The organism is Halosimplex litoreum, from assembly GCF_016065055.1.
GTDB classification, from domain to species: domain Archaea; phylum Halobacteriota; class Halobacteria; order Halobacteriales; family Haloarculaceae; genus Halosimplex; species Halosimplex litoreum.
Genome location: NZ_CP065856.1, coordinates 3,544,650 through 3,563,714, shown reverse-complemented (window position 1 = coordinate 3,563,714; position 19,065 = coordinate 3,544,650). Strand labels below are relative to the sequence as shown.

At 69.1% G+C, this 19,065-nt stretch carries 21 protein-coding genes; 9 read left to right on the top strand and 12 right to left on the bottom strand.

Annotation, left to right across the window (positions count from 1 at the left end; all coding sequences use genetic code 11):
- The first annotated feature begins 119 nt into the window (after positions 1-119).
- Positions 120-395, top strand: coding sequence for a PadR family transcriptional regulator (locus I7X12_RS17720; RefSeq protein ID WP_123539147.1), 276 nt, complete (start codon positions 120-122; stop codon positions 393-395).
- Between the two features lie 9 nt (positions 396-404).
- Here I7X12_RS17720 and I7X12_RS17715 read toward each other — a convergent pair whose 3' ends face one another.
- Positions 405-1,676 (bottom strand): AI-2E family transporter, encoded by a 1,272-nt coding sequence (locus I7X12_RS17715; protein ID WP_198061347.1) that lies wholly within the window; start codon positions 1,674-1,676, stop codon positions 405-407.
- Positions 1,677-1,781: 105 nt separating this feature from the next.
- Between I7X12_RS17715 and I7X12_RS17710 the strand changes: the two genes are divergently transcribed.
- The 3 genes from I7X12_RS17710 (at position 1,782) to I7X12_RS17700 (ending at position 5,394) form a co-directional block, all read left to right on the top strand.
- Positions 1,782-3,059, top strand: coding sequence for an MgtC/SapB family protein (locus I7X12_RS17710; RefSeq protein ID WP_198061346.1), 1,278 nt, complete (start codon positions 1,782-1,784; stop codon positions 3,057-3,059).
- Positions 3,060-3,168: 109 nt separating this feature from the next.
- On the top strand, positions 3,169-4,506 hold the full coding sequence (locus tag I7X12_RS17705; protein WP_198061345.1) for an aminotransferase class III-fold pyridoxal phosphate-dependent enzyme: 1,338 nt from the start codon (positions 3,169-3,171) through the stop codon (positions 4,504-4,506).
- 531 nt (positions 4,507-5,037) lie between these two features.
- Entirely contained in the window at positions 5,038-5,394 is a 357-nt protein-coding gene (locus I7X12_RS17700) for a ZIP family metal transporter (protein ID WP_198061344.1), read from the top strand.
- Between the two features lie 627 nt (positions 5,395-6,021).
- Here I7X12_RS17700 and I7X12_RS17695 read toward each other — a convergent pair.
- The 4 genes from I7X12_RS17695 to I7X12_RS17680 form a co-directional block, all read right to left on the bottom strand.
- A complete protein-coding gene (locus I7X12_RS17695; RefSeq protein ID WP_198061343.1) occupies positions 6,022-6,357 on the bottom strand; it encodes a hypothetical protein in 336 nt (111 codons plus the stop codon).
- 84 nt (positions 6,358-6,441) lie between these two features.
- The gene (locus I7X12_RS17690) at positions 6,442-6,753 is read right to left on the bottom strand and encodes a hypothetical protein (protein WP_198061342.1); all 312 of its coding nucleotides are present in this window, start codon (positions 6,751-6,753) and stop codon (positions 6,442-6,444) included.
- Between the two features lie 142 nt (positions 6,754-6,895).
- Positions 6,896-7,174, bottom strand: coding sequence for a hypothetical protein (locus I7X12_RS17685; RefSeq protein ID WP_198061341.1), 279 nt, complete (start codon positions 7,172-7,174; stop codon positions 6,896-6,898).
- A gap of 113 nt (positions 7,175-7,287) precedes the next feature.
- Positions 7,288-8,040, bottom strand: coding sequence for a sugar phosphate isomerase/epimerase family protein (locus tag I7X12_RS17680; protein ID WP_198061340.1), 753 nt, complete (start codon positions 8,038-8,040; stop codon positions 7,288-7,290).
- A gap of 148 nt (positions 8,041-8,188) precedes the next feature.
- Between I7X12_RS17680 and I7X12_RS17675 the strand changes: the two genes are divergently transcribed.
- On the top strand, positions 8,189-9,193 hold the full coding sequence (locus I7X12_RS17675; RefSeq protein ID WP_198061339.1) for an NAD-dependent epimerase/dehydratase family protein: 1,005 nt from the start codon (positions 8,189-8,191) through the stop codon (positions 9,191-9,193).
- A gap of 70 nt (positions 9,194-9,263) precedes the next feature.
- Here the strand turns inward: I7X12_RS17675 and I7X12_RS17670 are convergent, their stop codons facing one another.
- The 3 genes from I7X12_RS17670 to I7X12_RS17660 all read right to left on the bottom strand — a co-directional run bounded on the left by I7X12_RS17670 (position 9,264) and on the right by I7X12_RS17660 (position 10,175).
- Positions 9,264-9,410, bottom strand: coding sequence for a hypothetical protein (locus I7X12_RS17670; protein ID WP_198063945.1), 147 nt, complete (start codon positions 9,408-9,410; stop codon positions 9,264-9,266).
- A 5-nt stretch (positions 9,411-9,415) separates the two neighbouring features.
- Positions 9,416-9,586: a DUF7837 family putative zinc-binding protein gene (locus I7X12_RS17665; protein WP_198061338.1), complete on the bottom strand. Its 171-nt coding sequence runs from the start codon at positions 9,584-9,586 to the stop codon at positions 9,416-9,418.
- 118 nt (positions 9,587-9,704) lie between these two features.
- The gene (locus I7X12_RS17660) at positions 9,705-10,175 is read right to left on the bottom strand and encodes an FKBP-type peptidyl-prolyl cis-trans isomerase (protein ID WP_198061337.1); all 471 of its coding nucleotides are present in this window, start codon (positions 10,173-10,175) and stop codon (positions 9,705-9,707) included.
- A gap of 89 nt (positions 10,176-10,264) precedes the next feature.
- Here I7X12_RS17660 and I7X12_RS17655 point away from each other — a divergent pair, with 89 nt between their 5' ends.
- Positions 10,265-10,501 carry a hypothetical protein gene (locus I7X12_RS17655; RefSeq protein ID WP_198061336.1) on the top strand — a complete coding sequence of 79 codons (237 nt, stop codon included), beginning with the start codon at positions 10,265-10,267 and terminating at the stop codon, positions 10,499-10,501.
- 207 nt (positions 10,502-10,708) lie between these two features.
- Here the strand turns inward: I7X12_RS17655 and I7X12_RS17650 are convergent, their stop codons facing one another.
- Positions 10,709-11,716, bottom strand: a complete 1,008-nt coding sequence (locus I7X12_RS17650) for an aldo/keto reductase (RefSeq protein WP_198061335.1) — start codon at positions 11,714-11,716, stop codon at positions 10,709-10,711.
- A 67-nt stretch (positions 11,717-11,783) separates the two neighbouring features.
- Between I7X12_RS17650 and I7X12_RS20805 the strand changes: the two genes are divergently transcribed.
- The 3 genes from I7X12_RS20805 (at position 11,784) to I7X12_RS17635 (ending at position 13,955) form a co-directional block, all read left to right on the top strand.
- Positions 11,784-12,227 carry a hypothetical protein gene (locus I7X12_RS20805; RefSeq protein WP_198061334.1) on the top strand — a complete coding sequence of 148 codons (444 nt, stop codon included), beginning with the start codon at positions 11,784-11,786 and terminating at the stop codon, positions 12,225-12,227.
- 225 nt (positions 12,228-12,452) lie between these two features.
- On the top strand, positions 12,453-12,893 hold the full coding sequence (locus I7X12_RS17640; protein ID WP_198061333.1) for a hypothetical protein: 441 nt from the start codon (positions 12,453-12,455) through the stop codon (positions 12,891-12,893).
- 186 nt (positions 12,894-13,079) lie between these two features.
- Complete coding sequence (locus I7X12_RS17635) at positions 13,080-13,955, top strand: phosphatase PAP2 family protein (RefSeq protein ID WP_198061332.1); 876 nt, start codon at positions 13,080-13,082, stop codon at positions 13,953-13,955.
- Here I7X12_RS17635 and I7X12_RS17630 read toward each other — a convergent pair.
- From I7X12_RS17630 to leuS, 3 genes are all read right to left on the bottom strand, one after another.
- Positions 13,940-14,980, bottom strand: coding sequence for an NAD(P)/FAD-dependent oxidoreductase (locus I7X12_RS17630; protein WP_198061331.1), 1,041 nt, complete (start codon positions 14,978-14,980; stop codon positions 13,940-13,942). The two genes, I7X12_RS17635 and I7X12_RS17630, sit on opposite strands and share 16 nt — an antisense overlap.
- Before the next feature lie 82 nt (positions 14,981-15,062).
- Positions 15,063-16,196 (bottom strand): CapA family protein, encoded by a 1,134-nt coding sequence (locus I7X12_RS17625; RefSeq protein WP_198061330.1) that lies wholly within the window; start codon positions 16,194-16,196, stop codon positions 15,063-15,065.
- A 52-nt stretch (positions 16,197-16,248) separates the two neighbouring features.
- Positions 16,249-18,927, bottom strand: coding sequence for a leucine--tRNA ligase (gene leuS, locus I7X12_RS17620; protein ID WP_198061329.1), 2,679 nt, complete (start codon positions 18,925-18,927; stop codon positions 16,249-16,251).
- Positions 18,928-19,065: the final 138 nt, after the last annotated feature.

Genomic DNA, 19,065 nt, shown 5'->3' with positions numbered 1-19,065 from the left:
GCTTTAGCATTCAGAGAGCGGGTAACGCCGAAGTAATCCGGACGTTCGAATATTCAGGCACGCCCATCAGCCGACATATTTATCAATATCCGACAGTAACTTACGGACGGACATTACCGATGTACGACCTGACAGGATTCCAGCGTGACTTGCTGTACGTCATCGCGGGGAAAGAGGAACCGCACGGGCTCGCGATCAAGGAAGAACTCGAGGAGTACTACGAGAAGGAGATCCACCACGGCCGGCTGTACCCGAATCTGGACACGCTCGTCGACAAGGGGCTCGTCGAGAAGGGCCAGCGCGACCGACGGACGAACTTCTATAGCCTCACCCGGCGGGGCCGACGAGAGATCGAGGCCCGCCGCGAGTGGGAAGAGCAGTACGTCGACCTCTAGCCGCCGTCGCTAGCCGTCCGACGACCGGGACCGGTCAGACGCGTCGTCACCGGCGCCGGGATCGGCGTGTTCGCCGCCCACGTCCGAGTCGCTCTCCGAACCGGTCCCGCTCGTTCGCTTCGTTTCAGATCTCTCGGCCGCCGCGCCGTCGCCCCTGGTCGCGTCGGCTTCGGTCGTGTCGCCGCCGTCGTCGCTCCCGTTGCGATGGTCGCCGTCCGCCGGTCGGTCCCGGCCGAGCAGGGCGGGGACGACGACCCGACCGAAGTGCGTGAAAAAGACCAAGATGACGGGGCCGAGGAACAGGCCGTACCAGCCGAACAGCAGCGGGCCCAGGATGTACGCGAACATAACACTGCCCGTGTGGAGCGTCCCGCCGGTGACGTACGGGCGGACCAGGAGATCCGGGATGACGTCGACGATCAGGAACGACACGAGGACGAACGCGCCGACGAACACCCAGCCCGTCCCCTCGGTGAACGCGGTCGCGGCGAGGTAGACCGAGACGGGCACGTAGACGAGCTTCATCCCGACCACGGGGACGAGGCTGGCGATCCCGGCGAGCAGGCCGACCAGCGCGGCGTAGGGGACGGCCACTTCGGGGGGCGCGAAGACGTTGAGGACGCTGTAGGTGATCGCGCCGACGGTGGCGGTGACGACAGCGTTGAGGATGTTGCCGGCGAAGATCATCTCCAGGCTGTCGTCGACCTCGCGGGCGAACTCCTCGAAGACCGTGGGCCCGTCGTCGTCGAACTCGGCCACCCACTCAGCCAGTCTGTGATCGTCGCGCAGCAGGTAGAAGGCGACCGCGAACATGACGAACAGGTGCAACAGGCCGGTCCCGAGAAAGCCCAGATAACTGGTCCCGCGGGACAGCGCCGAGCCCACCAGATCCATCCCGCCGGCACCCTCGAAGACGCCTCGCGGGTTCTCGACGGCCTGCGTGACGTTCAGATACGGGTCGGCGACAGCGATGTACTGGTTCAGGTCGGTCGTGCCGGCGAACTCCTGGAGTTCCTGAACGCCGATGGCCGTGGCGTACAGCAGGAGCAACACCGCCGGTAGCGCGAGCGCGACCAGCGCCAGCGCGGCCGAGACGGTCGGCTGCCCGATCCGGTCACGTATCTCCCCGTGGACCCGCCTGATGGAGTAGTATATAAAGAGCGCGAACACGAAGGTCCCGACGAACGAGTAGAACACCCACAGCAGGGCGAGTACGAGGACCGCCCCGACCGCGGCCCAGCCGATCCGTCCCCAGTCTGGGGCGAACTCGAACTCTACCATCGTCCGTGGTCTCTCCCGGCGGACACGTAAAACGGGTCGGTCGTGCGGGAGGTCGAGGCGGATATCGACCCGCTATTTATAACCGAGAACGGCATACGTCGGTCAGTGTCGGGAGTCGCGCAGTTCTCGTCGATCCCGCTGGACGCGGAGGTGCTCCAGATCACGCTGGCGGGTGTGCTCGGGCTGTTCCTCGGACTGGAGCGCGAGTGGTCGCACAAGTCGGCGGGCGTACGGACGTTCTCGCTGATAAGCATGCTCGGCGCCGCGTTCACGGTGCTGGGTTCGACCCCGCTAGTCGTGGTCGGCGGCGTCCTCGTCATCGTTCAGGGGACGCTGCTGGCGGTCAGGGGACTGCTGGCCGAGGACGACAGCGACCAGGGGCTGTCGCTGACCACGTCGACGTCGATGCTGGTCGCCTACGCCGTCGGGACGCTCGTCGCCTCGGGCTACACGCTGGAGGCGGTGACGGTGACGGTCTTCTCGGCCCTGCTGCTCGTGCTCAAGCGCGAACTGCACAGCTTCGCCTGGGGGATGACCCGGACCGAACTGCGCTCGGCCGCGGAGTTCGCCATCCTCGCGTTCGTCGTCTACCCACTGCTCCCCGCCGGGGGCTACGAGGTCGGTGCCGGCGACCTGATAGTCGAAGTCGAGCCGCGCGTCATCTGGCTGATGGTCGTCACCGTCGCGGCCATCGGCATCGTCAACTACGCCATCGTCCAGACCTACGGCAGCCGCGGCATCGCCGTCACCGGTTTCTTCGGCGGGCTGGCCTCCTCGACCGCGGTCGTCGGTGCGATGCTCGACCACGTCGAACAGCGTCCGGCCGTCAGCTCCTACGCCGTCGCGGCCATCCTGCTGGCCGACGCGGCCATGGCCGCCCGCAACCTCACCATCGCGCTCCTCTTTACATTCGAGACGGGCCTGTTGCTCGGCGCGGTCGTCCCGCTCGGCGCGGTGATACTCGGTAGCGTCGCCATCGCCGCCTACACCGCCGACTGGACGGAGAACCTCGAGATGGACCTGGAGAGCCCTTTCTCGCTGCGGAACGTCCTGAGCTTCGGCGGCCTGTTCCTGATCGTCGTCGTCGCCGGCGGGCTGGCCGCCGCGCAGTTCGGCCGCCTGGGCTTCTACGTCACTGCCGCGCTCACCGGGCTGGTCTCGTCCGCGGGCGCGACCACCTCCGCGGTGATCCTCTACCGCGGTGGCGGCCTCTCGGCGGAGGCGGCAGTCCTCGCCATCCTCCTCTCGACGGCCTCCAGCATCGTCGTCAAAGCCGGGCTGACCTTCGCCGGCCCCGACCGGGAGTTCGCCGTCAAGACCGCGACCGTCAGCACCGTCCTGCTGGTCGCCGCCGGCGCCGTCACCGCCGTGGCGACGATGTGACCGAGCGCCCCGTTCGGTCGCCGGGACCGACGGCCCACCGCGGGCGTTCGAGCGGTCCGTGACGGACGCCGTCAGATCACTTAACTGCCGACTCTCCCTCAGTGTCGACATGGACAGGGACACGGCGGAACCGACGGTGTCGTCGATCCCCGGCGAGCGCGCCCGGGAGTGGGTCGAGTTCCACCACGAGTCGGCCGCCCCGAGCACCTACGTCTACGACTTCGTCTGGGACTACACCGAACCCGCCGAGGGCCCCTTCTGCACCGACGTCGACGGCAACGTCCTCGTGGACTTCACCAGCCACGTCGCCGCCTCGCCGCTGGGGTACAACAACCCCAAACTCGTGGAGCGCATGGAGGGGTTCGACCTCGTCGATCCGATGAAGATCGCCGGTCAGGACTTCTACGTCGCCAGCGGCGAACTCGGCGACCACGACTTCCCCACCCCCGCGGACCTGATGGACCGGTTGACCGACCGCAGCGACCACTACGGGATGGACACCGTCTTCCTCTCGAACTCGGGGGCCGAAGCGGTCGAGAACGCTATCAAGATCTCCTACGACCACACCGGCGCCGACTACGGGATCACGTTTCAGGGCGCCTTCCACGGCCGCACCCTCGGCGCGCTCTCGCTCAACCGCTCCAAATCCGTCTACCGCCGCGAGTTCCCCGAGATCCCGAAGGTCCACGACGTGCCCTTTTGCGACGACCGCACCTGCGACCCAGAGAGCTGTACCTGCGGCTTCTTCCACGGCGAGACCTCCCAGTTGCGGAAACTGCTCGACCCCGAGCGCGGCGCCGTCCATCCCGACGACGTGGCGTACCTGATCGTGGAACCGATCCAGGGCGAGGGCGGCTATCGCTTCCCGAGCGACGCCTTCGCCGAGGAGATCGCCGAGGTCTGCGAGCAGCACGACCTGACCCTCGTCGCCGACGAGATCCAGTCCGGCGTGGGCCGCACCGGCGAGTTCTGGGCGTCGGACCACTACCCGTTCGACCCCGACGTGATCGCGAGCGCCAAGGGCCTGCGCGTCGGCGCCACCATCTCCCGCGAGGAGGTGTTCCCCGAGCAAACCAGCCGGCTCTCCTCGACGTGGGGGGCCGGCGACATCGTCTCCGCCCTGCAGGGCGCGCTCACGCTGGACGTGATCGACGACTACGACCTGATGGACAACGCCGTCGTCCGCGGCCGGCAGTTCCTCGAGTCGATGCGCGACGCCGATCTCGCCCCCGTGGTCGACGTGCGCGGGAAGGGCCTCATGCTGGCCGTCGAGTTCGATTCGAAAGAGCGCCGGGACGACGTGCAGGCCGCGGCGATGCAGCGCGGCCTGCTGACGCTCGCCTGCGGGCACAAAACCCTGCGCGTGCTCCCACCGCTCGACGTGACCGAACGGGAGATCGGCCTCGGCGTCGATCTGTTGACCGACGCTATCGGGGACGTGGCCTGACCCTCGGCGCTCCCTGACGAACCCCGGTAACGCCGCGACCCCCGACGAAATTCGTGACTACCCGGAGTAATCCACGTATAGACATCCGGATCTGGGCCGACGGCCGACCGTGGTATCCGTCGTCGGCGCGGTCGGTCGCGGCCTCGCGGTCGGTCCCAGTGGCTTCGGGACCGTCGTACAGTCGACGGGGGTGCCGTCCTCTCGAACCCGTGGTTCTACGCCGGGTTCTCGGCACTGTCGCTACTGCTCGGGTCGGCCGTCGGCATCTGGGCGGTCCCCGAGCGCAAGTGGCAGGCCACGCTCCTCGCGGTCGGCGGCGGGTCGCTGGTCGTCTCGCTCGCCTTCGAACTGTTCGAGCCGGCGTTCCGGAACGTCGGCCGGTATCCGGCCTCCGGCTATTTTCTCGGCGGGATCCCCGTCTTCGGGACGCTGGACGTACTCATCGACCGCTGGGCCGACGACGAGAGCCAAGAGCAGGGCGCGGGCCTGTGGGCCATCGTCACCACCGACGGCATCCCCGAGAACGCGGCGATGGGGTCGCTGCTCGCCGGCGGTGCCCAGGGCGCGCTCGCGCTGCTGTTCGGGCTCGCCGTCACCAACGGCTCCCAGTCGATGATGTCCGGGACCAACATGTCCGAGACCCACGGCGACCGGCGGACGATGGCCGGCTGGGCCGTCACCGCAGTCGTCGTCAGCGGGGCGGTGATCGCCGGCTATCACCTGCTCCCGCCCCTGCCTGACTACTGGATCGGCGCCATCCGCTCGTTCGCCGCCGGCGCCATCCTCGCCAGCCTCGCCGGGGAAATCAACCCCGACGCCTACGAGGAGGCCGGCCCGTACATCACGCTCGCGACCGCTGTGGGATTTTTAGTGACGTTTCTGCTGTGATATCGCCTCGGGCCGGGACAGGCGTCTCTCCTCGATAACCGCACAGTTCGGCGTGTGAGTTGAGTAGTGGCTTCTGGTGAACGAGTCGCGGAACGAAGTCGAACGACAACGACCGCACTCGACAGCAGGCGATGAAAACCCTCGGCACGCTCGCGGTCGCTGATCGGGATATCCGCGCTCTCGGCACAGCCCGCGCGGATAGTGCCCGCTCAGGCGACTACATGAACGCGAGCGCGCCTCGCCCTTTCAGTCCACCAGGATAGCACCGCCCCGTACAGCACCGCAGACTGCCACACACCTCCCCAACCGATTCGGTCGCAGGCTCCCTCATCCCTCGCGCGACTGTTTCGAGCGGCCCGCCAGGAGGCGGGCACGCTCACGGGTCGCTTCGCTCCCCGTTCGCATCGAGGTCTCCCTCCGGTCGACCCCGCACCGCTCGACAGCACGCGCCAACCACACCGCTCAGTACATCACCTGTAGTTAGCATTCTCGCGAGCGTAGCGAGCGCGATTCACCGGCCGCGAACGAAGTGAGCGGCCGGCCTTTTTCACTCATGTTTTTGTCGACGGAGTTCCCGCAGCGCGCCGAAGGCGCGCGAGGGAACCCGTCGGGAAAAAGATGGGGTCCTTAGAACTGATATCGTCGGTCGTCGGGGTCGCCCGTTCCCGTCTGGGGCATCTCCGCGCCGCCGGTCATCTCCTCGAAGGTCATCCCCGAGAGGTACTCGTCGTAGGTCACGTCGTACTCGGTGCGGAGGTGGAAGTCGAGGTTGCCGGTCTCGACGGTGGACTGGAACAGCATGTGCACCGCCCGGCGGACGAGTTCGTCGGGGTCGTCGGTGTCGAGCGCCGCGAGCAGCATCGCGAGTTCGTTGCGCGTCTCGCGGTCGGTGTCGACCGACAGCTGCTCGTCGAGGTCGCTGTACTCGCCCTGCACGTCGTCCTGCAGATCGTCGAGGCTCATACCCTCCCCCAGGGAAGGCCGTCGCAAACACCTTACGCTCCGGGGAGCGGGTCGACGGGCACGGGGGCACGGGGCGGCATCGTCTCAGGGATACGCTTCGACGACGTCGGTCGTGATCACGAACAGGAGCCCCCACAGCTCGGCGGCCAGGACGAACGCGCCGTCCGGACCCTGCGACCGACGGTGTGCCACCAGCGCGTCCAGCGCCTCGGCGTCGATCTGGTCGGCCATATCCGGGTCGTCGACGAGGAGCGCGAGGTCGGGGTGGCCGCGCTTGGCCGCCCGGGCGAGCGCGTCGCTCGCCGCCTCGTCGGACCCGATGGCGGTCCGGGCGATCGGCGACCGGTCGGGGATCTCCGTGCGTGCACTCGAATCCCGACCGATGTCCCCTACCACGGTAAATCGCCGTCGTCGTTGGTTCTATCGTTCCCGATTGTGCCCGATCGTACGCCACCGGTAGTACCGGTTTCCAGGGCGAACGATCCGCTCGATCCGCCGGCGGGGGTCGACCGGAATCGGCGACGATGAAGCGGGGTCGTCACGGGTAGACATCGACGGCGTCCGGTCGAACGACGAACGTGCGGCCCCACAGGTCGGCGACGAGGACGAAGTCGCCAGCGGCCTCGGTGGCGCGACCGTGTGCGGTCAGGGCGTCGAGCGCACCCGCGTCGATCTGGTCGTAGATCTGCGGGTCGGCCTCGTCGAGGTCGACGTGGGCTCGCCTGGCCGCCCTGAGCAGCGCGTCGGTGACCGCTTCGTCGTCGACGGCGGTGCGCGCGATTGGGAGATCCTCGGGGATCTGGTTCGATGCGTTCACACCCGGAGCGGGGGACCCTGCGACCCTAAATACGGATCGTCGCTAGCTCGATTTCAACCGATTTTGGCCCGTTTCACCGACGTGGAGGCGGACGGATCCGGCGGATCCGGGTATCAGCCATCGAGCGCGCGCTGGACGGTCGCGACGGCCTCGCGGAGGGCGGCCGGGGCGCGGTCTTGAGGGAGCTCGTACTCGATCACCAGCGGCGCGGTCAGCTCGGTGTGTTCGTCGAGCAGGGCGACGAACGACGCCACGTCGAGCTGTCCCGCGCCGGGCACGTCCTCGATCTCGGCCTCGGAGGTGTCCTTGAGGTGGCAGGCGACGATGCGGTCGCTCAGGTTCCTGACCACGTCGTCGGGCCGCACGTCTTCGACGAGGAAGTGACCCGTGTCGATACAGAGGCCCAGCCGGTCGTGGTCGTAGCGGTCGAGGACGCCGCGAACGTCGTCGATGGTCGAAAAGACTCGCGAGAGGTCGTCGTGGTGGACCGACGAGTAGTTGTGGATCCCGACGTCTATACCGAACTCCGCCGCGAGGTCGATCAGCTCCTCGGTGATCGCGTCGGCGGTCGGCGGGTAGTTGACGGTGAGGTAGTCGGCCCCGAGGCGGTCGGCGAAGGCAGCGTGGTCGCGGGCCTCGTCGGGCGATTCGAGGTCGGCGACGCCGTACCCAGAGACGGTCACGTCCGCCGCCTCGAGGGCGTCGAGTCCCGCCGCGACCGTCGCGTCGTCGTGGTCCGGTGCGAGGTGGTGGCCCCACAGTTCGAGGTGGGTCACGTCGGTCTCGTCGAGTTCTGCGAGCAGGTCGACGAGCGAGAAGTCCCGGAAGACGACGCTCTGAACGCCGATATCGTAATCGTGAGACACGGACCGGTGGATGCGTGACTCAGGCAAAAGCGTTCCGTCGGGGGAAGTACCGACCGGAACGACGGGTACAGTCGGCGACGACGAGACCGACGGCGGCGGGGGCTTCCGCGAGGCGACGTTTTATCCGCGCCGTCGCCATGGGTGGCCCATGGACGTACTCATCATCGGCGGGACCGGGCTGATAAGCACCGGCATCGCGCGCCAGGCGGTCGCGGCGGACCACGACGTGACCGCCTTTCACCGCGGCGAGACCGACGCCGACCTCCCCGAGGCGGTCGCCCACGTCCACGGCGACCGTAACGACGACGACCGGCTGGCCGAGGTGGCCGCCGAGGTCGACCCGCAAGTCGTGATCGACATGGTGTGTTTCTCGCCGGACCAGGCCGAGAGCGCAGTCGAAGCCTTCGACGGCGTCGAGCAGTTCGTTTTCTGCTCGACGGTCGACGTGTACCACCGTCCACTGGACGCCAACCCGGCGACGGAAGACGCCGCCCGCCACCCGCCGGTCAGCGACTACGGCGCGGACAAGGCCGAGTGCGAGGACATCTTCTTCGAGGCACACGGCGACGCCTTCGAGACGACCGTGATCCGTCCGTGGAGCACCTACGGCGAGGGCGGCCCCGTCATCCACACGATGGGGTGGGGTACCTATTACCTCGACCGCGTGCGGAAGGGCGAGCCGATAATCGTTCACGGCGACGGCGCGACGCTGTGGGGTCCCTGCCACCGCGACGACGTGGCAGGCGCGTTCGTGAACGCCATCGGCAACGAGACCGCCTACGGCGAGGCGTATCACGTCACCAGCGAGGAGGTCATCTCCTGGAACCAGTACCACGAGTACGTGGCCGACGCCATGGACGCGCCCGAGCCCGAGATGGTGTACATCCCCACCGAGAAGCTCGTCGCGGCCGTCCCCGACCGCATCGACCCGCTGCTCGACCACTTCCAGTACTCGACGGTGTTCGACAACGGCAAGGCCGAACGGGACCTCGACTTCGAGTACACCGTCTCCTTCCGCGAGGGCGTCGAGCGGACCATCGACGACCTGCAGCGCCGCGACGCCATCGACGACTACGACAGCGAGAACGACGACGAGATAATCGACGCGTGGCGCGACTCGACCGAGTCGTTCGTCGAAGCGTTCGACGGCTAAGCCCGGGGAACTGAGACCCGACGGACTCCGGGCGGCCACGTTTCGGCCGGTCGAGCGGTGAGTCGATCGGTCAGTCGATGGTGTATCGGACGATGTCCTCGGAGCCGCAGGTCGCGCAGACGGCGGTCCCGGGTTCGACGGTGGTGCCACAGCGGCGACACTCGGCGACGACCGTCTCTGGCGCGGCCCGCGTGACCAGCGATGCGAACAGGCTCACGGGGCTCACTCCGGATGGACCGGGTCTTCGCAGTCGGGACACTCGGCGAAGAGCCGGGGCCACTCCCCCTCCGATTCGTAGCGGATCAGCAGATTCGCCGTCGGGATCATCACGTCGCAGTTCGGACACGCGCCGAGCGGTCCCCCCCGCAGTCCCCGGTCGTCGGTCCCGGCCATGTTGCGAGGTACCACTCCCCGTTCCGTAGTTATTCCCCGTATAACGTCGGTAATGCGTTGATTTACTCCCGGCCGTCGGCGAGACGAACCGGTCGGCGGTCCGCTGTGGACCCGGCCCTCACTCGACGGCGACGACTTCGACCTCGAACGTCAGCCGTTCGCCCGCCAGCTCGTGGTTGAAGTCGACGGTGACCGTCTCGTCGTCGGCGTCGACGACCTCGCCCGGGAGGCCTTCTTCGGTCTGGATCTCGAGACCCGCCTCGACTTCGCGACCGCCGAGCATCTCGGCGAACTCGTCGGCGCCGTACTCGACGACGCGGTCGTCAGTGCGCTCGCCGTAGGCCCGTTCGGGCTCGATCTCGACGCTGTCCTCGTCGCCGGCTTCCATGCCCTTCAGGCCCTCTTCGAGCCCCTCGATGATGCGGCCCGAGCCGATCTCGACGGTGAGCGGCTGGTAGTCGCGGCCGGGCTGGTCCGCGGCGAGCCCCTCCTCTTCGGCGACGGACTCCAGCGACGTGTCGAAGACGCTGCCGTCGTCCAGTCGACCTGTGTACTCGATGGTCACGGTGTCGCCCGTGGAAATAGCCATACCCGTTCGAGCGGTGGACGACGGATAAGCCTGCGGACTCCGTCCGTCACCCCCGCACCATTTCACCGTTCGGATAGTGAACATATCCTGTGACTGTTCCCCTGCAGGCCGGCATCCCCGGCGGTACCGAACTGTTCATCATCCTGATAATCGGGCTGCTCCTGCTGGCCGTCCCGTTCGTTCTGGCCTACTGGGTGTACACCGACGCCTCCCGACGCGGAAACGACAACGCGGCGCTGTGGGCCCTCGCCGTGAGCGGACTGGGGATCATGACGTTCTTCGGCGGGTTGCTCGCCTTCGTCATCTACAGATGGGACCGTGACTGACCCACCGTCGACGGCGTCGTCCTGACTCTCCGAACGGGCGAGTACGGCACTGCTACCCCGTGGAAACGGGCGATGAACAGGCGGAGAGTGAGAGGGACGGCACGAACGCCGGACGACCCTCCCGATTCAGCGGGCGACCGAGAACCGGGCGCGGGTTCTCGGAGCGCACACGGAGACGCTCGCGAGGCGGGGCTGCCCGCGGCGTGGTCAGGCGTTCGTCTCGTACAGCTCACCCTCGTCGTCGTACCGGGCCTCGAAGATGCGGTCGAACTGCTCGTCGGAGATGGACACGTCGACGGCGCCCATGTTCTCGTCGAGCTGGTCCACCGTCCGAGCGCCGACGATGGGGACGCAGTCGAACTCCGACTGGTCCATCAGCCACCGCAGCGCGACCTGTGCGGGCGAGGCGTCGACCTCGTTGGCCACCGCGCGCACCGCGTCGAGGACGTGCCAGCCGCGCTCGGAGACGTACCAGTCTTCGAACATCGGGTCGAGGTCGCCGCGGGTCCCCTCGTCGGCGTCCAGGTCGTAGGTGCCGTCGCCGACGCGCTCGTACTTGCCGGTGAGGAACCCGCCCGCGAGCGGCGAGTACGGGCAGACCGCGAGGTTCTGGTCCGCGCACACGTCGAGGTACTCGGCCACGTCCTCGTAGTAGGCGGCGTGGAAGAGCGGCTGGGTCAGGCTGAAGGCCTCGTAGTTGTTCACGTCGGCTTTCCAGAGGCCCTTGGTGAGCTTCCAGGCGTCACACGTCGAGATGCCGACGTAGTGGACCTTCCCCTCGCTCACGAGGTCGTCGACGGCCCGCAGAGTGTGTTCGATCGGTGTGTCGTCGTCGAAGCGGTGCAGGTAGAGGACGTCGAGGTAGTCGGTGCCGAGTCGGTCGAGCGAGCCCTCGACCTCCGCCCGGACGTTCTTCTTCGAGAGGTTCTCCTGGAAGCGCGAGACGGTGGACCAGAAACACTTCGAGGCGATGACGTAGTCCTCGCGGTCCTCGCCCTCCAGCCACTCGCCGATCCAGCGTTCGGAGTCGCCGCCGCCGTAGCCGTTGGCGGTGTCGATGAAGTTGCCGCCCCGTTCGGCGTAGGCGTCGAGCAGTTCGTGGGCGTCCTCGCGGTCGGTCTCGACGACGCCGTCGTGGTCCTTGCCGAAGCGCCAGGTGCCGAGACAGACCGGCGACACCTGCAGTCCCGTCTCTCCGAGTCGTCTGTACTCCATATCGGACCCACGGCGGCCGCTCGCTTAGAGGTTGGTTTCCCGGAAGCCGTTCCCGGCGAGTCCGGGTGTGCGCGGTGCCGCCGTGCTCGTGCTGGTACGCCACACCGGGGCCGGTCGGCGCGTCCGGGAGTTCCACGGGTTCGCCGTCGATGCCGAATTCGTCGAGCGTCTGCTCCAAGTGCTCGGCTTCGGCGGACTCGGCGTCGTCGGCGACGCGGATCCGCAGGACGGTCGCGAGTTCGACAGAGGGGCCGTCCCGGTTGCGGGTGATCGGCGAGTGGACGATACCGCGGTCGAACTCGTTGTAGCCGTGGCCGAACTCCTCCAGCGCGGGCTCGACCTCGCCGAATCGTTCCGGGTCGATGCCGAGGGGGAGGTGGCGGACCGACCCGACCTGGTGGCCCAGCGGCGCAGCCGACGACTCCCGGTCGTCGGTCAGCACGGAGGTGATGATGCGGGCGTCACCGGCGTCGAAGGAGAGATGCGTAGAGTCGGGGTCGTCGAGGGGTGACCGGCGGAGGACGAGCGCCATTCCCAGCAGGTCACGGTAGAACTCCCCCGTGTCTTCCTCGGTACTACCGATGCGGGTGGTGTGGTCGGTGCCCGTCGTGTGGAACGGGCTCTCGGGCGGTTCGGTCGTGATATCGGGGCCGTCGTCGTCTGACGTGACCGGTCGCTGGGACCGATAGATTGATAGTCGATTACCGGCCCGGTACGACCACCGTACCCCGAGTAGATGACGCCTATCGAGATCGCCGCGGCCGTGACCGTGCTCGCCCTCGCGGTCAGCGCCGGCCTCGTCGCCCACGAACTCGCCCACGCGGCCGCACTGGGTGCCGCGGGCGTCCCCTACCGGATCGACTGGTTCCCCGGCGAGGACACCGGCGTCCTCGGGGCGGGCCTGCGGGGGCGCTGGGCCGCGGTCAAGCCGCGTCCGACCGCCGAGACCCCTGTGTGGGTCCTGCGGTGTTCGGCGATGATGCCGCTGGCGCTGGCCGTGCCGTTCGCGGCCGTCCCACTGGGTGTCGTCGCCGACCCGTTCGCGACCGACGGCCTCGTCCGCTTCGCCGCCGTCGGCTGGATGGCCTGTGCGCTGCCGAGCCCGCAGGACTTCTCCGTGCTGTGGTACGCCGACGCCGCCGTCTCGGCGCCGACCGACGAGCCCGCGGCGGCGTGACCGCCCGCGCGCGTCTCGGTAAGGTCGTGGTACTCCGGCGCTCGGAGCCGGTTTCGAGTCGACTCCGCGCCGGTAGCGTGTCGCCCCACCGACGAGTGCCCGTCGACAGCCCCGACCGACGTGGTGTCCGAACGGCCGGCGATGGCCGGCCACACGTCCAAGTACTCCCGGGACCGATCTGTGACGATGCCCGGCAGTGTCGCTCTCGGGACGCTGGGGGAAACCGTCCGCGCGGCCGTGCCGTCGTGGCTCGTGCCGGTGTTCCGCGGAATCACTCGACTCGGGAACCTCGGCGTCTTCCTGGCCGCGTTCGCGCTCGACTACTGGTTCGGCGACCGCGAGCGCGGCGCTCACGCCATGGGTGTCGTCGTCGCCGGGATGGCGCTGCTGACCGCGCTCAAACACGCCTTCGCCGCGCCGCGACCGCCCGCGTCGGTCAACGCCGTCCCGGCCGGCGGCCACAGCTTTCCGAGCGGCCACGCCATGGGCGCGACCGTCGCCTACGGCGCTCTCGCCCTCGACCTCGACGTCGGCTCCTCCAGAGTCCGCTACGCCGCGGCCGGTGGCCTCGTCTCCCTGATCGCGCTCTCGCGAGTCGTCCTCGGCGTCCACTTCGTCCGCGACGTGCTGGCCGGGATCGTCTTCGGCGCCGTCTTCCTCGTGGTCGCGTTCGGACTCACCGGTCGCGATCCTCGGCTCGCCTTCCTGCTCGCGGTCGCAGCCGCCCTCCTCGCCGTCGCGGTCAGTGGTGCCGACCGCGACGCCGTTTCCCTCCTCGGACTCGCAGTCGGCGGAGCCGCCGCCTGGGCGGTCGCCAGCGAGGCAACGACGGTCGACCGGTCGCTGTGGCGGCTGGCGCTCGTCGGTGGACTCCTCCCGCTTCTCGCCGCGCTGGGCGCCGCCACCCCGATCGCCGATCCACAGTCGGGAGTGGTGTTCGCGCTCACCGTCGCGCTCGGTATCGGACTGCTCGCCCCGCCCGCCATCCTGGGTAGTTCGGACGACGCGACCGGCTCCGTCTGCCCGCAGTCCGTCGTCGGACCCCGCTACTCCAGCGCGTAAGCGACCTGCTCGCCGGTGTCCAGCCCGTTCCGGAGCGCGGCGTGCAGGCGGGCCTCGCCGGCCACCCAGTCGCCCAGGGCGTACAGGTCCGCCTGGGCCGCGTCGTCGACCGCGCCCCGCCGGACGCCCTCGTCCGGGAGCGCGTAGCGCCAGCCCTGGTGGTCGGTCCACTCGGGGTCGGCCAGTCGCTCGTCGTCGAGCACTTCCGCCGTCAGGTCGGCCAACTCCGCCACGTTCTCGGCCGCGTCGTCGTCGTAGCGCTCGACCGACCAGTCGGGGTTGGCCTGGACCACCAGCACGGACTCGCCGTCGGGGACGTGGCCCGCCTTGCACTCCTCGCGGGCGATCCAGCCGATCTGGTGGTCCCGGTCCGGATTCACCAGCGCGTAGTACGGCCGGTCGAGTTCGAACTCGTAGCCCAGCACCGCCGTCCAGATCGTGCGGTAGGGGACGGCATCGGCCGCCTCGGCGAGGTCCCGCCGGGCCTCGCTCTCCCACTCGGCCTCACGTAGCAACTCGGCGCTCTGGGGCGCGGGCGGATTGAGCAACAGAGCGTCGAACGGCCCCCACTCTCCGCCGTCGGTGTCGACGACGCGCCACCGTTCGCCGTCGCGGACGAGCGTCTCGGCTCTGGTCGCGTTCTCCACCGTGGCGTCGGTCTCGCCGAGCAGCCGCTTCGCGATCTGGGTCAGCCCCGCGCGGTAGCTCCACTTGTGGTCGTCCGCGTCGCGCCCCTCCGAAACCGTGCCCTCCGCGTCGAAGGTGTAGATCGGTTCGGTCACGTCGACGAGCCCGTCCGAATCGAGCGTCTCGGTCAGCAGTTCGACGACGCGGTCGTCGTCGCTCTTGACGTAGTTGGCGCCGTAGTCGTAGGTCACGTCGCCCCGGCGGCGAGTGGCCGCCCGGCCGCAGACGCCCCGGGATTTCTCCAGTACCGTCACCTCGGCCGACGGGACCGCCCCGTCGAGCACGTACGTCGCGGCCGCGGCCGCCGCGCCCGCGCCGACGACTCCGATCGATGTCATGGCGGCCGTTCGGACTCCTCCGACTAAACGGGTCGTATTGCCGCGCGCGGCCGTCGACCGCGTCGCGGGCCGCCGCGTCCGGTCAGCCGTCGGCCAGCGGGACCGACAGCCCTCGGCCCCTTCGCTCGACGCTCGTCCCGAACGCCGCGGAGAGCGTTCGAACGCGCTCGCGAACCCACGCGGCCACCTCGTCCGGCGCCCGCCGAACCCGTTCGTCGGCGATCTCGACCGGGAGGACGTCCAGGCGGTCGAGCCGCCCGTCCGCGACGACGAGTTCGACGCGGACGCTCCGGTCGTTGTGCAGGCCCTCCTCGACGACGTAGTCGTCCACGTAGTCGCCCAGATCGTAGCAGATCGGCCGGCCGCGGTACACCTCGATCCCCTGGAGGACGTGGGCACTGTGACCGTGGACGACGTCGACGCCCCGGTCGATCAACCACCGGGCGAACCGCCGCTGGGTCGCCGACGGGCGGCTCTCCCAGTTGGGGCCCCAGTGCAGCGACGCCACGACGAGGTCCGGATCGCGAGCGTAGACGGCCGCCAGCATCGCACCCACACGCGTTCTGGTTTCGGACCGCCCGGGGTCCAGCCGCAGCCACGCCGTCCCGGGGTCATCGGGGCCAGCGCGGTAGGAGGAGGACTGGTCGGTCAGCGCGATCACGCCCACGTCGAGGGCACCCGCGGACGCGACGGTCGGTTCGAACGCCGCCGCGCGGTCGCGGCCGGCGCCGACGGCGGCGATTCTGGCGTCGTCGAGGGCGTCGACGGTGTCGGAAAGCGCGGTCGGCCCGAAATCGAGCAGGTGGTTGTTCGCCAGCGAGACGGCGGCGGTCCCGGCCGCCTCCAGCGCCGGCACCGCCCAGCCGGGGTCAGCCCGGAAGTAGTACCCCCGATCGGGCGTTCGCTCGCCGCGGGTCGACAGCGTGCATTCGAGGTTCAAGACGAGACCGTCGAGGTCGCCCAGGGCAGGGAGCGTGGACCCCCACACCCCGGCGGGGTCGCGGGACGAGCCAGCCGATTCGCTGCCGGCCCAGCGGTCGTCGACGCTCCGGCCGAGCATCGCGTCGCCGCCGAACCCGAGCCAGGCGTCCGCATCCTCGTGGACCCTCGCCGGCACCGAGCGGCGTGTCCGCCACCGGACGCCCCCACCCGTCCCCACCAGCGCAGCGACCGAGGCGGCGGAGCCCGCGAGGACGGCTCGACGAGACGCCGGCACGGTCAGTCGACCCCCCGAACGGGCCACCGCCGCGTCGGACCGCGGGCAGCCATCACTCGATGTGGATCGCGGGCTTGGCGGGCTCGGCCTTGCCGGCGAGGTCGTCGTCGTCGGCGGCGCGTCGAACCTCGATCTCGGCGCCGAACTCGTCGGCGAACAGCCAGCCGGCCGCGTCCAGCACGGCCAGCTCCCGCTCGGCGTCGAGGACGGGTTCGAGGGCACCGGCCTGTCCAGCCAGCTCCCCGAGGTACTCGGCGGCGCGGTCGCCGCCCGCACCGACGGCCTCGTCGTCCAGCGCCGACCCGACGACCGCGTCACCGGGGTCGGCTCCCCGGACGTGCTCGTATGCGCGGTACTTCCAGTCTTCGGCGACGACGATCTCGATGGTGTCGGGGTCGTCGATGTCGACGACCTCGGTGATGTCGCGCACGTCGTCGAGCGTCCGGTCGACCAGCCGCCGCTCCAGTTCGTAGTCGTCGATCGTCTCCTCGACGGCCGGCCACTCCGCCTCGACGACCATCCCGTCGGTCTCGAGCAGGTTCCACATCTCCTCGCCGAGATAGGGTGCCATCGGCGCGACGAAGCGCGTCAGCGCGGCCAGCCCTCGCTGGTAGGTCCTCTCGTCGACGGGCCCGTACTCGGCGTAGCGCCTGAGCAGCCGGGCGAACCGCTGGGTCTCGCTGACGACGCGGTGGAAGCGAAAGCGCTCGTACTCCTCGGCGACGGCGGTGATCGTCCGGTCGACCTCCCGGTCGAGGTAGGCGTCCTGGGGTGCGGCCTCCTCGCGGGTCGCCACGTCGTCGCGGTCGGCGACCATCGCGTAGAGCCGTTGCTGGAAGTCGTACACGTCGCCGACCGACTTGACCGTCCACTCGAAGTCCTGTGCAGGGTGGGCCGCCGACAGCAGGAAGAGTCGAGTGGTCTCGGCGCCGTACTCGTGCGGTGCGACGGCGTTGCCTTTCGAGGAGGACATCTTCTCGCCGTCGTACAGCACCGTGCCCTGGTTGATGAGCCGCTCGACCGGTTCGCGCGTGTCGAGCAGTCCCAGGTCCGCCAGTGCCCGGGTGAAAAATCGGATGTACAGCAGGTGGAGGATGGCGTGTTCCTCGCCGCCGACGTACACGTCGACGGGGAGCCAGTCGTTCGCCCGATCCGTGTCGAACGGCGCAGAATCGAGGTTCGGCGAGCAAAAGCGGAGGAAGTACCACGACGAGTCGACGAAGGTGTCCATCGTGTCCGTCTCCCGTTCGGCGGGGCCGCCGCAGTCCGGACAGTCGACTGACTTCCACTCCTCGCTCTCTTCGAGAGGGTTGCCCGCGGTACGGACGTACGGCGGGAGCTCGACGGGCAGGTCCTCGTCGGGGACCGGAACTCGCCCGCAGTCGTCGCAGTGGATCATCGGGATCGGGGTACCCCAGTAGCGCTGGCGGGAGATGAGCCAGTCGCGCAGGCGGTACTCGACGGCGGACTCGACGCCGTCGGCGCCCAGCAGACGCTCGCGGGCGGCCGAACTGGCGAGCCCGTCGTACTCGCCGCTGTTGGCGAGCATCCCGTCGTCGGTGTAAGGCGCGCCGGGCAGGTCGGTCCCGCTGCCGTCGACCGGCTCGACGACCTCCGCGACCGGGAGGTCCTGCGCCGCGGCGAAGGCGTGGTCGCGCTCGTTGTGCGCGGGCACGCCCATCACGGCGCCGGTGCCGACGTCGTCGAGGACGTACGCGGCGACGTAGACGGGTAGCTCCGCGCCCGTGATCGGATGCGTCGCGGTCAGGCCCGTCTCGACGCCGGAGGTGCCGCCGGCGTCGGCGCCCGCACTGGTCACGTCGTCGACGTATTCGGCCACGTCCTCGTCCGTCTCGGCGACCGCCCGCGCGAGGTCGTGGCCCGGCGAGAGCGCGACGAAGGTGGCGCCGTGGACGGTGTCGAGCCGGGTCGTGAACACGTCGACCGATTCGCTCGCTCCGTCGAGGGGCGCACCTTCGAGGTCGAAGGAGACGTGGGCGCCTTCCTGGCGACCGATCCAGTTGCGCTGGATGTCGCGGACGCTGTCGGGCCACTCCTTGAGGTCGTCGAGGCCGGCGTCGAGTTCCTCGGCGTAGTCGGTGATCGTGAAGAACCACTGGTCGAGTTCGCGCCGTTCGACGGGCGTCTCGCAGCGCCAGCAGACGCCCGCCGCGTGGGCGTGGTCGACGGCGCTGGCCTCGGCCTCGGCGTCGTCGGGCCGCTCGACCTGCGCGTCGGCGAGGACGGTCTCGCAGTCCGGACACCAGTTGACGCGGGCGCCGGTGTACTCGACGAGGTCCTCCTCGTAGAACCGCTTGAAGAGGTACTGGTTCCAGCGGTAGTACTCGGGGTCGCAGGTGGTGACCTCCCGCGACCAGTCGTAGCCGAACCCCATCGTCTCCAGCTCCTCGCGCATCTGGTCGATACAGGAGCGGGTCCACGATTCGGGGTCGGTGTCGCGCTCGTAGGCGGCGTTCTCGGCGGGGAGGCCGAAGGCGTCCCAGCCCATCGGCTGGAGCACCTCGTCGCCCCGCAGCGAGCGGTAGCGGGCGTAGGCGTCGGTGATGGCGTAGTTGCGGACGTGACCCATGTGGAGCGTGCCGGAGGTGTAGGGGAACATCCCGAGGACGTACGTCGGGTCGGCGGCGTCGTCGGGTACCTCGTAGACTCCGTCGGCGTCCCACACGTACTGCCAGTACTCCTGCACTCTGGCGTGGTTGTACCGAGTCATCGACTGTTGGCGAACCTCCGTCCGCCGCCGTAATCACTGTTCCCCCACGCGACGGGGGTTCGAGGGGCCGAGCGATGTCCTGGGGACCGCGAGACCGTCACGAGCCCGTTCCGGACTCGGTCGGGGACCGAGTGGCTC